Origin of the sequence: Arcticibacter sp. MXS-1 (assembly GCF_041902385.1) — a bacterium.
Lineage (GTDB): Bacteria > Bacteroidota > Bacteroidia > Sphingobacteriales > Sphingobacteriaceae > Arcticibacter.
Genome location: NZ_CP169244.1, coordinates 114256 through 126935, shown reverse-complemented (window position 1 = coordinate 126935; position 12680 = coordinate 114256). Strand labels below are relative to the sequence as shown.

The 12680-nt window shown below is 44.2% G+C and carries 15 protein-coding genes, 1 tRNA gene and 1 pseudogene; 10 read left to right on the top strand and 7 right to left on the bottom strand.

Going from position 1 to position 12680, the window contains the following annotated elements; translation table 11 throughout:
- Positions 1 to 106: 106 nt before the first annotated feature.
- From murA to ACES2C_RS00455, 4 genes are all read right to left on the bottom strand, one after another.
- Positions 107 to 1432, bottom strand: a complete 1326-nt coding sequence (murA, locus tag ACES2C_RS00470; protein ID WP_374165075.1) for a UDP-N-acetylglucosamine 1-carboxyvinyltransferase — start codon at positions 1430 to 1432, stop codon at positions 107 to 109.
- A gap of 74 nt (positions 1433 to 1506) precedes the next feature.
- A complete protein-coding gene (locus ACES2C_RS00465; RefSeq protein ID WP_374165074.1) occupies positions 1507 to 2175 on the bottom strand; it encodes a DUF4290 domain-containing protein in 669 nt (222 codons plus the stop codon).
- A gap of 56 nt (positions 2176 to 2231) precedes the next feature.
- On the bottom strand, positions 2232 to 4514 hold the full coding sequence (locus ACES2C_RS00460) for an ATP-dependent helicase (protein WP_374165073.1): 2283 nt from the start codon (positions 4512 to 4514) through the stop codon (positions 2232 to 2234).
- Positions 4515 to 4581: 67 nt separating this feature from the next.
- Positions 4582 to 6012 (bottom strand): hypothetical protein, encoded by a 1431-nt coding sequence (locus ACES2C_RS00455; RefSeq protein ID WP_374165072.1) that lies wholly within the window; start codon positions 6010 to 6012, stop codon positions 4582 to 4584.
- Between the two features lie 240 nt (positions 6013 to 6252).
- Here ACES2C_RS00455 and ACES2C_RS00450 point away from each other — a divergent pair, with 240 nt between their 5' ends.
- The 8 genes and pseudogenes from ACES2C_RS00450 to ACES2C_RS00415 all read left to right on the top strand — a co-directional run bounded on the left by ACES2C_RS00450 (position 6253) and on the right by ACES2C_RS00415 (position 9098).
- Complete coding sequence (locus tag ACES2C_RS00450) at positions 6253 to 6393, top strand: hypothetical protein (RefSeq protein ID WP_374165071.1); 141 nt, start codon at positions 6253 to 6255, stop codon at positions 6391 to 6393.
- Between the two features lie 43 nt (positions 6394 to 6436).
- Entirely contained in the window at positions 6437 to 6577 is a 141-nt protein-coding gene (locus ACES2C_RS00445) for a hypothetical protein (protein WP_374165071.1), read from the top strand.
- 226 nt (positions 6578 to 6803) lie between these two features.
- The gene (locus ACES2C_RS00440) at positions 6804 to 6944 is read left to right on the top strand and encodes a hypothetical protein (protein WP_374165071.1); all 141 of its coding nucleotides are present in this window, start codon (positions 6804 to 6806) and stop codon (positions 6942 to 6944) included.
- A 43-nt stretch (positions 6945 to 6987) separates the two neighbouring features.
- Positions 6988 to 7128 (top strand): hypothetical protein, encoded by a 141-nt coding sequence (locus tag ACES2C_RS00435; protein WP_374165071.1) that lies wholly within the window; start codon positions 6988 to 6990, stop codon positions 7126 to 7128.
- Between the two features lie 43 nt (positions 7129 to 7171).
- Entirely contained in the window at positions 7172 to 7312 is a 141-nt protein-coding gene (locus ACES2C_RS00430) for a hypothetical protein (RefSeq protein WP_374165071.1), read from the top strand.
- Positions 7313 to 7355: 43 nt separating this feature from the next.
- Entirely contained in the window at positions 7356 to 7496 is a 141-nt protein-coding gene (locus ACES2C_RS00425; RefSeq protein ID WP_374165071.1) for a hypothetical protein, read from the top strand.
- 59 nt (positions 7497 to 7555) lie between these two features.
- Positions 7556 to 8925, top strand: a pseudogene (locus ACES2C_RS00420) (dipeptidase).
- 99 nt (positions 8926 to 9024) lie between these two features.
- Positions 9025 to 9098, top strand: a tRNA-Arg gene (locus ACES2C_RS00415).
- 138 nt (positions 9099 to 9236) lie between these two features.
- Here the strand turns inward: ACES2C_RS00415 and ACES2C_RS00410 are convergent.
- Both ACES2C_RS00410 and ACES2C_RS00405 read right to left on the bottom strand, forming a co-directional pair.
- Positions 9237 to 9479 carry a hypothetical protein gene (locus tag ACES2C_RS00410; protein ID WP_374165070.1) on the bottom strand — a complete coding sequence of 81 codons (243 nt, stop codon included), beginning with the start codon at positions 9477 to 9479 and terminating at the stop codon, positions 9237 to 9239.
- Positions 9480 to 9564: 85 nt separating this feature from the next.
- Positions 9565 to 10011: a hypothetical protein gene (locus tag ACES2C_RS00405; RefSeq protein ID WP_374165069.1), complete on the bottom strand. Its 447-nt coding sequence runs from the start codon at positions 10009 to 10011 to the stop codon at positions 9565 to 9567.
- 135 nt (positions 10012 to 10146) lie between these two features.
- Between ACES2C_RS00405 and ACES2C_RS00400 the strand changes: the two genes are divergently transcribed.
- Both ACES2C_RS00400 and ACES2C_RS00395 read left to right on the top strand, forming a co-directional pair.
- Entirely contained in the window at positions 10147 to 11028 is an 882-nt protein-coding gene (locus tag ACES2C_RS00400) for a cation diffusion facilitator family transporter (protein ID WP_374165068.1), read from the top strand.
- Positions 11029 to 11177: 149 nt separating this feature from the next.
- Positions 11178 to 11843 (top strand): superoxide dismutase, encoded by a 666-nt coding sequence (locus ACES2C_RS00395; RefSeq protein WP_374165067.1) that lies wholly within the window; start codon positions 11178 to 11180, stop codon positions 11841 to 11843.
- Positions 11844 to 11900: 57 nt separating this feature from the next.
- Here ACES2C_RS00395 and ACES2C_RS00390 read toward each other — a convergent pair whose 3' ends face one another.
- The gene (locus ACES2C_RS00390) at positions 11901 to 12677 is read right to left on the bottom strand and encodes a polyprenol monophosphomannose synthase (protein ID WP_374165066.1); all 777 of its coding nucleotides are present in this window, start codon (positions 12675 to 12677) and stop codon (positions 11901 to 11903) included.
- Between the last annotated feature and the right edge of the window lie 3 nt (positions 12678 to 12680).

Here is a 12680-nt window from a genome sequence, read left to right as displayed (position 1 = left end):
TAATAAGACAGCCTCTTTTTTTGTGATATTTGTTCTTTGAAGGCAACAAAGAACATTCAAGCAGCTTTGATCCCCATTTGAGAGCTTTAGCGCGCGAATGTTTTATTTAGTGCGACTTGGGCAGCGCATTAATTCGCTTTATGTCTGCTCCGAGGGCACGGAGACGGATGTCAATATCCTGATACCCCCGTTCTATTTGTTCGATGTTGTGAATGACGGACTTGCCGTTGGCAGAAAGAGCCGCTATCAATAACGAGACGCCAGCCCTGATGTCAGGGGATGTCATTTCTATCCCTCTTAGTTGTACCTGCTTATCGAGGCCAATTACAGTGGCGCGATGCGGATCGCAAAGAATGATCTGGGCTCCCATATCAATCAGCTTGTCTACAAAGAAAAGGCGACTTTCAAACATCTTCTGATGAATCATCACATTTCCGCGGGCCTGAGTGGCTACCACCAGGATGATGCTAAGCAAGTCAGGAGTAAATCCGGGCCAGGGAGCATCTGCAACGGTAAGGATGGACCCATCGATAAACGTTTCGATCTGATAGTGTTCCTGGGCGGGGATAAAAATGTCGTCGCCGCGGAGTTCTAGTTTGATGCCCAGGCGTTTGAAGACTTCGGGGATGATACCCAGCTCCTTATATTGAACGTCCTTGATCGTTATTTCAGAGCCTGTCATAGCTGCCAGCCCTATGAACGATCCGATCTCAATCATGTCGGGAAGCAAACGGTGATCAGTGCCTCCAAGTGTTTTGACTCCTTCAATACTAAGAAGGTTAGAGCCAATGCCGGAGATCCTGGCGCCCATTCTGTTAAGCATTTTGCAAAGCTGCTGAATGTAGGGCTCACAGGCAGCGTTATAGATGGTAGTGGTGCCAGTTGCAAGCACTGCGGCCATAATGACGTTGGCTGTGCCCGTAACCGATGCCTCATCAAGGAGGATATAAGTGCCCCTTAGCTCGCTCGCATCAACGTTAAAGAAGTTAGTTTCCGGGTTGAAGATAAACTTGGCGCCGAGCTTTTCAAAGCCGAGAAAATGCGTGTCGAGCCTGCGTCTTCCAATTTTATCACCACCCGGCTTCGGGATTGCGGCCTTGCCAAATCGGGCAAGAAGCGGTCCCACTATCATGATAGATCCACGCAGGCTTCCGCCTTTTGACTTAAATTGCTCAGATGTGAAGAAATCAAGATTGATGTTTTTGGCCTGGAACGAGTAGGTGTCTTTATTCAGATGCTCGATCGTGACGCCCAGATCCCCGAGAAGTTCTATAAGCTTATTGACGTCTTTTATGTCGGGTACATTGCTGATCGTTACCTTTTCTTCTGTTAAAAGGACAGCAGAGATCACCTGAAGGGCTTCGTTTTTGGCTCCCTGGGGAATAATTTCGCCCTTGAGAGGTTTCCCTCCGTTAATTTCGAATGCATTCATGTTAAATCATATCAAAGAAAAAAGGCTGTAAGAACATAACAGTGAATTATGCCCCGCCAGCCTTTTTGTTCTTATTAATATCTTTTACCGTTGTTTTTGGGCCTGTTAATCTTGTTCTGCCTGTTGTTCTTTCCGTTCTGGTTATTTGTCTTCTGAGTCACGTTCTTCTGGCGCACGCCGGGCGCGTTAGGTCTTACCTCTACCTTGGTCAGGTTCACGTTGTCTTCAAGGTTCAGTTCGCCATGTGAAAGCTCTCTGAGGTCGCTGATGATCGTTTCATCAGCCACTGAGTCCTTGTTCCAGGTGACATAGGCCATTTTCATAAAGTTGGCGATCGACTCTACCATTTGCTGGCGCCTTTCTGGTTCATCGATGGCTTTTGCGCGCTCGATCATAATCTCGATCGTCTTGCCGTAATGTTTGTACCTGATGCGGCGCTGTGGGTATCCCAGGGGCTCCGGCCTCAGGTGAATAGCATCCGGGGATGGCTTCGGATAGGGCGAGTCAACGTCTATTTTAAAATCGGATATGATGTGAAGGTGATCCCAAAGCTTGTGCTTGAAATCAGCAACGTCTCTAAGGTGCGGATTCAGGAAGCCCATGAGGTCAATCACGACCTGTGCATGTCTGTTCCTTTCTTCCTTCGTCGGCAAGTCGCAGATGTAGGCGACCATGTTCTGTACATTTCTGCCGTATTCAGCAAGGATCAGTTTTCTCCTTGTAGTGTTATAGTCAAATGTCATTTATTTTCTGTTTTCGGGGAGCGCTTCCTATATAAATGCTTTTTGCATCAGGAAGTTTAAGTTACAATACGAAGTTTTGCAAATTTAAGCAAAAGTTGCTTCTGTCCCAATTCTTTAAAGAAAATAGTGGCCTTAATATCGGGTTTTGAGCCTTCAAGATTAATTACCTTACCAAAACCGAATCTTTCGTGCTCTACTTCCATGCCTACCTGGAGATTAGACGTGTCAGAGGGAGCAAAGCCGGGACTAGGAACATGTGCCTTCGGCAGGATTGCCGTCGTTTTTTGCGCGCTCGCTGGCTTCGGCTTTGAAAAGGCATCAGCGTCAGTCTTCCTGGTCCAGGCCGTTCTTTCGTTATCAAAGAATGGATTTTTTTCTGCAGGCTTAGCCTGCGGGCGGAATTCAAGCTCCAGATATTTAGCGTCAATCTCGTCAAGAAAGCGGCTGGGCTCGCAACTGGTGAGATTACCCCAACGGTATCTGGACGTAGCATAAGAAAGAGTAAGCTTTTTCTCAGCTCGGGTAATAGCAACATAAAAAAGACGTCGTTCCTCTTCCAGGTCTGATCGCGAATTTAATGACATCTGTGAAGGAAACAGGTTTTCTTCCAGACCAACCACGAATACGTGGGGGAATTCCAGTCCCTTTGCCGAGTGGATCGTCATGAGAGATACCGTATCGGCATCCGGATTCTTATCGTTATCATCGTTGGTAAGCAGCGCCACATCCTGCATAAACACGTCAAGCCCTCTTTCAGAAATGTCTTCGCGTTCTGCGAACTCCTTGATCCCGTTCAGAAGCTCCTGGATGTTTTCGTATCGGCTAAGCCCTTCAACCGACTTGTCTTCGTAAAGGTCTTTAAGCAGTCCGGAGTGCTGAGCAATGTGAAGCGCGGCGTCGTATGCTGATTGTGTTTTCGCTACCACCTGGAAGCTCTGTATCAGTGTGGCGAAGTTGGCCACAGGCGTGGCCGTTCTCGGCTCGAGATATCTCGGAGCTTCAGATATCACTTCCCACAGCGTCGCGTTATGCTTGTCGGCAGAGATAATAATACGTTCTACTGACGTATCTCCAATTCCTCGCCTTGGGTAGTTGATTACTCTTTTTAAAGCCTCCTCATCGTTGGGATTGAACGTTAGTCTGAAGTACGCAATTAAATCTTTTATTTCTTTTCGCTGGTAGAATGAGAGGCCTCCGTATATTTTGTATGGAATATTCAGTTTGCGAAGTGCTTCTTCCATTGCCCTCGACTGGGCGTTCGTTCTGTACAGGATGGCAAAGTCGTGATACTTCAGTCCCTTGACGGCCCTTTCCTGGGCGATGCTTTCCGCGATCATTTTACCCTCTTCATTGTCGCTGAAGGCCCTGCTTACTCTGATCTTATCGCCAGGCTCATTCTCTGAGAAGACGTTCTTTTTCAGCTGGTTGGTATTGTTGGCGATAATGCTATTGGCAACATTGACGATATTTTGAGTAGATCTGTAATTCTGCTCCAGTTTAAAGACCTTAAGATCGGGATAGTCCTTCTCAAAATTTAAGATGTTCTGAATGTTTGCGCCACGGAAAGCGTAAATACTCTGTGCATCATCCCCTACCACGCAGATGTTTTCGTTGATTGCAGCCAGCTTTTTAACGATCAGATACTGGGAGAAGTTCGTATCCTGATACTCATCTACCATCAGATACTTGAACTTGTTCTGATACTTATAAAGCACGTCGGGATGCTCTTTTAAAAGCACGTTTGTCTTGAAGAGCAAGTCGTCAAAGTCCATTGCTCCGGCCTTAAAGCATCGCTGTGTGTATTGCTGATATATTTCGCCCAGCTTTCCACGTCCGCTCGAAAAGTCCTCAGCCTGAATGTGTTCATTCTTCTGATACTCAGCGGCCGAGATGAGGTTGTTCTTGGCTGACGAGATGCGGTTATATACAAAGTTCGGATTGTATAGCTTGTCGTCCAGCTGTTGTTCCTTCAGGATTGCCTTAATCAGGCTCTTGCTGTCGTCGGTATCGTAGATCGTGAAGTTGTTCGGATAACCAATCTTCTGAGCTTCAACGCGAAGGATCTTGGCGAATACTGAGTGAAATGTGCCCATCCAGATGTTCTTGGCCTCAGTACCAACCACTTTCATGATCCTTTCCCGCATTTCCTTTGCCGCTTTATTGGTGAAGGTAAGTACCAGAATATTGAAAGGATCGACTCCCGATTTGATCAAGTGAGCTACGCGATAGGTAATTACCCTTGTTTTTCCTGATCCAGCACCGGCCACGATCATGACCGGTCCTTCAATTTGTAATACTGCCGCTCTTTGCGAAGAATTTAGTCCTTGTAGATATTCCAAAACTGATCCTTTTTAAAGGAACAAAATTAAGGAAAGGGGAGGAGATTTCGGTTCTTATTTAAAACATCTAAAATGCATGGTCGTTGGGATCGTGGAGCGTCCTATTAATGTTCAGAATTTTGTCATCAATTTCATTGACGCACTTCGCCATTTCCTTGACAAATTCCTCGTCTTCGATAAGGTGTTCCTGCTCCAGAAGCATAAGTCCTTTCATCGTTGCAATAGGACTACGTATCTGATGGGAAAGGTGAGATGAATAGGCCGAAAGCTTTTTGTTCTTGATTTTAAGGTCTTTCGTTCTTTCGGTAATAATTTCTTCGAGGTTATGGTTGATGCGGTCCAGATTTTCCTTCTGTAAAGTGATTTCGTCATTGAGCTCTCTAAGGCGTTTGTTGGTGTTATTTTTCTTTCTCACATTCATAATCAGGAGAATGATCACCACGATGGAAAGGAGAAGAACAATAGTTGTCGCCCAATAAAGGATACGACTTGTGCGCTGCCGCTCTATGATGAGCTGATTTTCGCGCTCTTTTTCGCGGTAATTGTATTGTTCCTGGAGAAGGCCGATTTTGGCAGATACTTGATCTCTAAAGCTCATGCTATCAGCTTTATAAACCTCCCTCAGATAGAAAAGAGCTTGTCTGTAATTATTTTTGCTACTCTCCAGCTCATACGACGTATATATGTAATCCTGCTCTAGCTTTTTATCCTTTACAAGCTTAGCGTACGCCAGTCCTTCGTCTCTAATTTGTTCTGCTTTTTGAAATTCCTTTTGTTCTATATATACCGAAGCAAGCGTTAGATTAATACTGGCGATGGTGTTATTAAGATCATTTTCTTTTGCTTTCTTGTTCGCTGCTATCAGGAGGTTTTCTGCTTTGTTTAGCTGTTTTAATGTGTAGTATATTACTCCTTGGTTTTGTAGCGATTGAGTTATTCCAATAGGGTTCTGAAGTCGCTCAAACAGTTCATGGCTTGTCTCAAAATTTTCTAAAGCCACCTTGAACTGATTCTTTCGAAAGTAAATTATTCCTATATTAAGGTGACATCCTGCTATTAAATCCTTGATGTTGAGTTTAGAAGCTAGATTTAAAGACTCTTTAAAGAATTGTAGCCCCTTATCATGATCAATCTCTCTGTAAAGGTTGCCGATGTTGTTGTATACTTTTGCTTGCCCTCGCAGATTATTAGTTTCCTTAAATATTGTCAACGACATTAAGTACTTGGCGAGGGCCGTATCATTCCTACCTAAGTAATAATTCCCTATTCCTACCACTCTAAATGATTCCCCAATTCCGTTCTTATAATTTATTTTTGCAGATAATTTAAACGCTCTTTTTCCATAATCGATTGTTAGGTCAGGATCGGTTAGCCTTGAATCATAGGCCAGACTATTAAGTTTGTCCACTTCTGCAACATCTTCAACGTAGCGTTGCTGTGCAAAAGATGTGTTGAAAAACTTAAGACAGACTATTAAAAAAAGAAACAGCTTTCTCATCGCAATAACGAGTGAAATATATGTATTTTTTTTATAACGCTGTCTTATGTTTGTTCCTTAATAGGAGTGTAGGTACACGGGTGTTGTTAAAGCCCCTGTCACTGTATCTTGGTGTGTATTTTGATCAATAAAAAGAGCGAGACCTTAACTAGTGACAGAAGCGATGCTACTAAATGTGTAATTGTGAACAAAACCTAATCTTTCGAAATAGTATGTCTAAAACCCCAAAATGATAAAGAGATGAAAAAAGTAGTATTAGTAGCAGTAGTATTAGGCTTAGGACTAGCATCCTGCAAGAAAGAAGAAGAAGTGAAGCCTTCAGTAAAGATGGAGAAGAGCGTAATGTTAGGAGACAAGAAAAACATGGGCGGCTGGGATTAACGGAACATGAGATAGTAAACAATAACCTTAAAATGATAAAGAGATGAAAAAAGTAGTATTAGTAGCAGTAGTATTAGGCTTAGGACTAGCATCCTGCAAGAAAGAAGAAGAAGTGAAGCCTTCAGTAAAGATGGAGAAGAGCGTAATGTTAGGAGACAAGAAAAACATGGGCGGCTGGGATTAACGGAACATGAGATAGTAAACAATAACCTTAAAATGATAAAGAGATGAAAAAGTAGTATTAGTAGCAGTAGTATTAGGCTTAGGACTAGCATCCTGCAAGAAAGAAGAAGAAGTGAAGCCTTCAGTAAAGATGGAGAAGAGCGTAATGTTAGGAGACAAGAAAAACATGGGCGGCTGGGATTAACGGAACATGAGATAGTAAACAATAACCTTAAAATGATAAAGAGATGAAAAAAGTAGTATTAGTAGCAGTAGTATTAGGCTTAGGACTAGCATCCTGCAAGAAAGAAGAAGAAGTGAAGCCTTCAGTAAAGATGGAGAAGAGCGTAATGTTAGGAGACAAGAAAAACATGGGCGGCTGGGATTAACGGAATATGAGATAGCAAACAATAACCTTAAAATGATAAAGAGATGAAAAAAGTAGTATTAGTAGCAGTAGTATTAGGCTTAGGACTAGCATCCTGCAAGAAAGAAGAAGAAGTGAAGCCTTCAGTAAAGATGGAGAAGAGCGTAATGTTAGGAGACAAGAAAAACATGGGCGGCTGGGATTAACGGAATATGAGATAGCAAACAATAACCTTAAAATGATAAAGAGATGAAAAAAGTAGTATTAGTAGCAGTAGTATTAGGCTTAGGACTAGCATCCTGCAAGAAAGAAGAAGAAGTGAAGCCTTCAGTAAAGATGGAGAAGAGCGTAATGTTAGGAGACAAGAAAAACATGGGCGGCTGGGATTAACGGAATATGAGATAGCAAACAATAACCTTAAAATGATAAAGAGATGAAAAAAGTAGTATTAGTAGCAGTAGTATTAGGCTTAGGACTAGCATCCTGCAAGAAAGAAGAAGAAGTGAAGCCTTCAGTAAAGATGGAGAAGAGCGTAATGTTAGGAGACAAGAAAAACATGGGCGGCTGGGATTAATTCTCCGCTAGTCGCGTCTCTTTTAACTAATCCAGTATATTTGTTCAAAACTTTAGCATATGCAAGAGATAAAAAAATATGTGGAGGAAAACAGGCAACGCTTTTTAGACGAGTTGTTCGAATTGCTGCGTTTTCCCTCTGTAAGTGCAGACCCTGGGTTTAAAGAACATGTACTGAAAACTGCCGGTTTTGTGGCTGAAAAGCTAAAAGAGGCAGGTGCCGAAAACGTTGAGGTGTGCCAGACCGCTGGCTATCCGATCGTATTCGGGGAAAAAATTATTGATCCGTCTAAGCCGACCGTTCTTGTTTACGGTCATTACGACGTTCAGCCAGCAGATCCGCTGGAACTGTGGCAAAGCTCTCCGTTCGAGCCAACCGTTAGAGACGGAAAAATATTCGCAAGGGGAGCATGCGACGATAAAGGACAGTTCTATATGCACGTCAAGGCTTTTGAGCTGATGCAAAGAACAAATACACTTCCTTGTAACATCAAGTTTATGATAGAAGGGGAAGAAGAAGTGGGATCCCGGAACCTCGGAATCTTCGTACATGAAAATAAAGAGCGGTTAAAGGCTGACGTCGTGCTTATTTCTGACACGGCAATGATCAGCCTTGAAAACCCGTCACTGGAAACAGGCTTGCGCGGGTTGTCGTATGTAGAAGTCGAAGTAACAGGTCCGAACCGTGATCTTCACTCAGGAGTGTATGGCGGTGCTGTAGCCAATCCGGCTACCATTCTTTGTAAAATGATAGCATCTCTGCACGATGAGAACAACCATATTGCAATTCCCGGATTTTATGACGATGTGCAAAGCTTGTCAGAATCAGAGCGGCAATTGTTGAACCAGGCGCCGTATAGCGAAGAGGAGTATATGAAAGACCTGGAGGTAAACGAACTTTGGGGCGAACAGGGATATACCACCATAGAGCGGACTGGAATCCGCCCGACATTAGAAGTGAACGGAATATGGGGAGGGTATATAGGAGAAGGAGCAAAGACGGTATTACCATCCAGGGCGAGCGCAAAGATATCCATGCGGTTAGTGCCGAATCAGCAGTCAGACAAGATAACGGAGCTTTTCAAAGCACATTTTGAAAGTATTGCACCTAAATATGTAAAAGTTAAAGTAACGCCTCATCATGGGGGAGAACCAGTGGTTACCCCAACAGACAGCATTGCATTCAAAGCCGCAGAGAAGGCTATAGAGCAGTCTTTCGGAAAAAAGCCAATCCCAACAAGGGGGGCGGTAGTATACCCATTGTTGCCTTGTTTGAAAAGGAACTTGGGGTTAAGACCGTTTTAATGGGATTTGGTCTCGACAGTGATAATCTACATTCTCCTAATGAGAAGTTTGACATAGCAAATTACTACAAGGGAATTGAAACGATTCCTTTGTTTCACAAGTACTTTGCGGAGCTAAGTAAATAGCCATCCTTCTGCCGGACCTTTACGGTCCGGCAGATATTGTTTTGTTAAAAATTAGCTTCCTTGATATAGAAAGTTTTTCTATATTTGCAGCCGTTAAAGGCACCCATAGCTCAGCTGGATAGAGCATCGGTTTTCTAAACCGCAGGTCTCAGGTTCGAATCCTGATGGGTGTACAGAAAAGCCGCTCAGATACTCTGAAGCGGCTTTTTCTTTTATTTGTTGTCCTCTGTAGCGGCCGGGTGTTGTGGTTATCTCATGCCGAAAGCTGCAAAAAATCAGGCAAGACCCTGTGGTCCGTAACTACTGGCCATTTATTCAATCCGGTCAGTCACCGCTGTGAAAACTTCTTTGATCTGATTTCTCACTTCCACAGGAAGATTAGAATCAGCATGGAATCTAAGCTGATAGCCTGATCCGCTCATGTAAACATAGTAATGATCGTGAATGGAGTTCACTTCATGCCCTCTGATGGGAGGATATTTAGAGAACCACTCCTGATGCTGCGTTTCGATACTATCCAGGTCCCTCCTGAATTCGTCTGATGTAAAAGCCATAGCGATATTTCTAAACCCCGCCGAAAGATAGCTTTTTGGCAATAAAAGACGCCTTTGCGTTAAATATTTTACAATTCGGGGAGGCTTATTTTTTGGTACCCAGATCTTTCAGATAGCTCTCCGTTGCCTTCGTGTTTACATTGTAAAGGCTGTCTATGTGGTTTAACTTGCGTTTTTCACCTTCGAAGTAGGCGACAGCGGCATCATTACTCTTACCTTCTGCATCGGGTTCAAATCGTTGCATCCACTGATTCATCTCCTCTTCGGCATCTTCCAGTCCCTTTTTAAGGTCTTGCAAGTCCTGCCGGCTTTTCACAGTGTCAAGACCAGGATGTGCCTGCTTCAAACTATCAAGCCCCTTTAATAGCGAGTCGAGTTTCATCTGCTGATGTACCACCAGATCATTTTTGGCCATTACCTCGTCGTGGAGTTTCATCACATCAGCGCGAAGCTCTTTATAGCCGTTCTTCTGTCCGCAGGCTAAAATGGATAGGGTAAGAAAAGCTAAGATGGAGCGACGTATGTGTATCATATGATTGTTGTATTGTTCGGTAAAGGTAATCAGATCCCGATTAAAAGTGAACAGATTGCAACAAATCGTTGCATGTTTAGAACAAATTGCAGGAGGGCCGGATTATTACTTTATTTTTGTTAAAATTTTGCAGGAATGACGGATTTGGGGCAGCATCCATCGGCGCGGGCGATCAGAACAACACAAATCGGAATCGCGGTCAGCATAGTACTTGTCTTTGTGAAAGCAGTGGCGGGTAACCTGGGGCATTCATACGCGCTGATCGCAGATGCGACTGAAACCGGTGCCGACATCTTAAGTTCGGCCCTCTTGTGGCTCGGACTGCGTTATTCGCTCAAACCGGCAGATAAAGGGCATCCGTATGGCCACGGCAAAGCAGAGCCTCTGGCAGCTATTGTTATATCCCTCTTCCTTTTAGGGGCTGCAGTCTGGATCGCCTACAATGCTGTCCACTTTATCCTTACTCCGCACACTCTGCCCAGGAAGTTTACGCTCCTTGTGCTGCTTGTCGTTATTGCGGTAAAGGAACTGTTGTTCCGATACGTCATCAGCGTAGGAAAGTCTCTCGGAAGCCAGGCTGTAATTGCTGATGCTTATCATCATAGAAGTGACGCGATAACCTCTCTCGCGGCATTTGTGGGCATCTCAATTGCCATTTGGGCAGGCAAGGGATATGAAGGAGCCGATGACTGGGCGGCTCTCATAGCTGCCTGCCTGATCGTGTTCAACGCATTCAAGATCTTGCGCCCGGCATTCAATGAAATTATGGACAGCGCTCCCTCAAGCGATATTGGAGAGCGTATAAAGGCATCGGCAGTGAGTGTTCCTGAAGTGAAGGAGGTAGAGAAATGTTATGTAAGGAAGATGGGTTTCGACTATTTTGTCGATCTTCATATCCTGGTGAACGGAGACTTGTCGGTAACGGAAGGACATAATATAGCGCATAAGGTAAAGGATAAGCTGATGAAGGACGACGGCAGGATTAAGGACGCGCTTATTCACGTTGAGCCGTACTAAGCATAGCGGTCGGAAGACGTCATGAAATAGAAATAAAGCAAACCTGTTTGGGGATCGCAGGTTTATATACATGAGATACGAGTAGGGAGCGACTGGTATTTTATGAAGAGAAACGGAATTCAATACATAAATCAATATATCTATTAATTATGAAGTTTAGAAGTATAATCCTTGCAGGACTCTTTGTTACCCTGCTTGCACCATCAGTTAAAGCTCAGTTTACCGTCCCTGATTTGCCTTATGCCTTTGATGCCCTTGAGCCCGCAATCGATAAGGAGACGATGCAGATCCACCACGATAAGCATCATGCTGCATATGTAAAAAATCTTAACGACGCGGTTAAGGGAACTGCGCAGGAAAAGCAAACCCTTGCTCAAATCCTGGCAGCGGTGTCTAAAGCTTCACCTGCAGTACGAAATAATGCTGGCGGACATTATAACCACAGCCTCTTCTGGCAGATCATGGCGCCGAAAGCACAGGCTCCTTCTGCCGCATTTCTAAAGGTGATCGATGCACAGTTTGGTTCTCTTGATAAGTTTAAAGCCGCCTTTGCTGATTCCGCCGCCAAGCGCTTTGGTTCAGGATGGGCCTGGCTGATTGTTCAGAAAGGTAAGTTGAAGATCACTACCACTCCTAATCAGGACAACCCGCTGATGGATGTTGTAAAGGAGAAGGGCACGCCGATCCTGGCCCTCGACGTTTGGGAACACGCCTACTATCTGAAGTATCAGAACAAGCGGCCTGACTATATCTCCGCATGGTGGACGGTCGTAAACTGGCCGGAGGTTGAAAGACGGTATAACCAGATAAAATAGAATACATAATAAAAAAGCAGCGTGAAGACGCTGCTTTTTTATTATGTACATGCTAAGCTAAACCTCTGTGCCTGTTTTCTTTGCAGTTAGGGGCAAATCCGCTTTCTGACGATATTTTCTGAACCAACTGTTCATCTTAATCTGGATCACGCCAACAAAAGCTTCCCTGAAAATGTTGGTACTCATCTTTGACGTGCCCTGCTCGCGGTTGATAAAGATGATCGGCACTTCTACAACCTTAAAGCCATGCCTGATTGCTGTAAATTTCATTTCGATCTGAAAGGCATATCCCACGAATCTGATCTTTGAAAAGTCGATCGTCTCGAGCACCTGACGCCGGTAGCACTTGAATCCCGCCGTAGTATCGTGAATGTTCATGCCAGTGACGAAACGTACGTAAACCGAGGCGAAGTAAGACATGAGCACCCTGCTCATCGGCCAGTTCACTACATTTACTCCGGTTACATATCTCGACCCAATGGCTACATCAGCTCCCTCGTTGCAGGCGGCGTAAAGTTTCATCAGGTCAGCCGGATTATGAGAAAAGTCGGCATCCATTTCAAATACAAACTCATATCCTCGTTTGAGCGCCCACTTGAAGCCGTGAATGTAGGCTGTGCCTAATCCGAGCTTGCCTTTCCGCTCTTCAATGAAAAGCTTACCGGTAAACTCACCCTGAAGATTTTTAACGATAGCAGCCGTTCCATCGGGTGAACCGTCGTCTATGATCAGAACATGAAAGACTTGAGGAAGGGAGAACACAGCCCTGATGATGTTCTCTATGTTCTCCCTTTCATTATAGGTAGGAATTATGACTAAACTATCTGATAACACGAA

Coding starts and splice junctions, on each gene's coding strand:
- murA (WP_374165075.1), bottom strand. CDS start 1,432: ATGAATGCATTCGAAATTAACGGAGGGAAACCTCTCAAGGGCGAAATT.
- ACES2C_RS00465 (WP_374165074.1), bottom strand. CDS start 2,175: ATGACATTTGACTATAACACTACAAGGAGAAAACTGATCCTTGCTGAA.
- ACES2C_RS00455 (WP_374165072.1), bottom strand. CDS start 6,012: ATGAGAAAGCTGTTTCTTTTTTTAATAGTCTGTCTTAAGTTTTTCAAC.
- ACES2C_RS00450 (WP_374165071.1), top strand. CDS start 6,253: ATGAAAAAAGTAGTATTAGTAGCAGTAGTATTAGGCTTAGGACTAGCA.
- ACES2C_RS00445 (WP_374165071.1), top strand. CDS start 6,437: ATGAAAAAAGTAGTATTAGTAGCAGTAGTATTAGGCTTAGGACTAGCA.
- ACES2C_RS00440 (WP_374165071.1), top strand. CDS start 6,804: ATGAAAAAAGTAGTATTAGTAGCAGTAGTATTAGGCTTAGGACTAGCA.
- ACES2C_RS00435 (WP_374165071.1), top strand. CDS start 6,988: ATGAAAAAAGTAGTATTAGTAGCAGTAGTATTAGGCTTAGGACTAGCA.
- ACES2C_RS00430 (WP_374165071.1), top strand. CDS start 7,172: ATGAAAAAAGTAGTATTAGTAGCAGTAGTATTAGGCTTAGGACTAGCA.
- ACES2C_RS00425 (WP_374165071.1), top strand. CDS start 7,356: ATGAAAAAAGTAGTATTAGTAGCAGTAGTATTAGGCTTAGGACTAGCA.
- ACES2C_RS00410 (WP_374165070.1), bottom strand. CDS start 9,479: ATGGCTTTTACATCAGACGAATTCAGGAGGGACCTGGATAGTATCGAA.
- ACES2C_RS00405 (WP_374165069.1), bottom strand. CDS start 10,011: ATGATACACATACGTCGCTCCATCTTAGCTTTTCTTACCCTATCCATT.
- ACES2C_RS00400 (WP_374165068.1), top strand. CDS start 10,147: ATGACGGATTTGGGGCAGCATCCATCGGCGCGGGCGATCAGAACAACA.
- ACES2C_RS00395 (WP_374165067.1), top strand. CDS start 11,178: ATGAAGTTTAGAAGTATAATCCTTGCAGGACTCTTTGTTACCCTGCTT.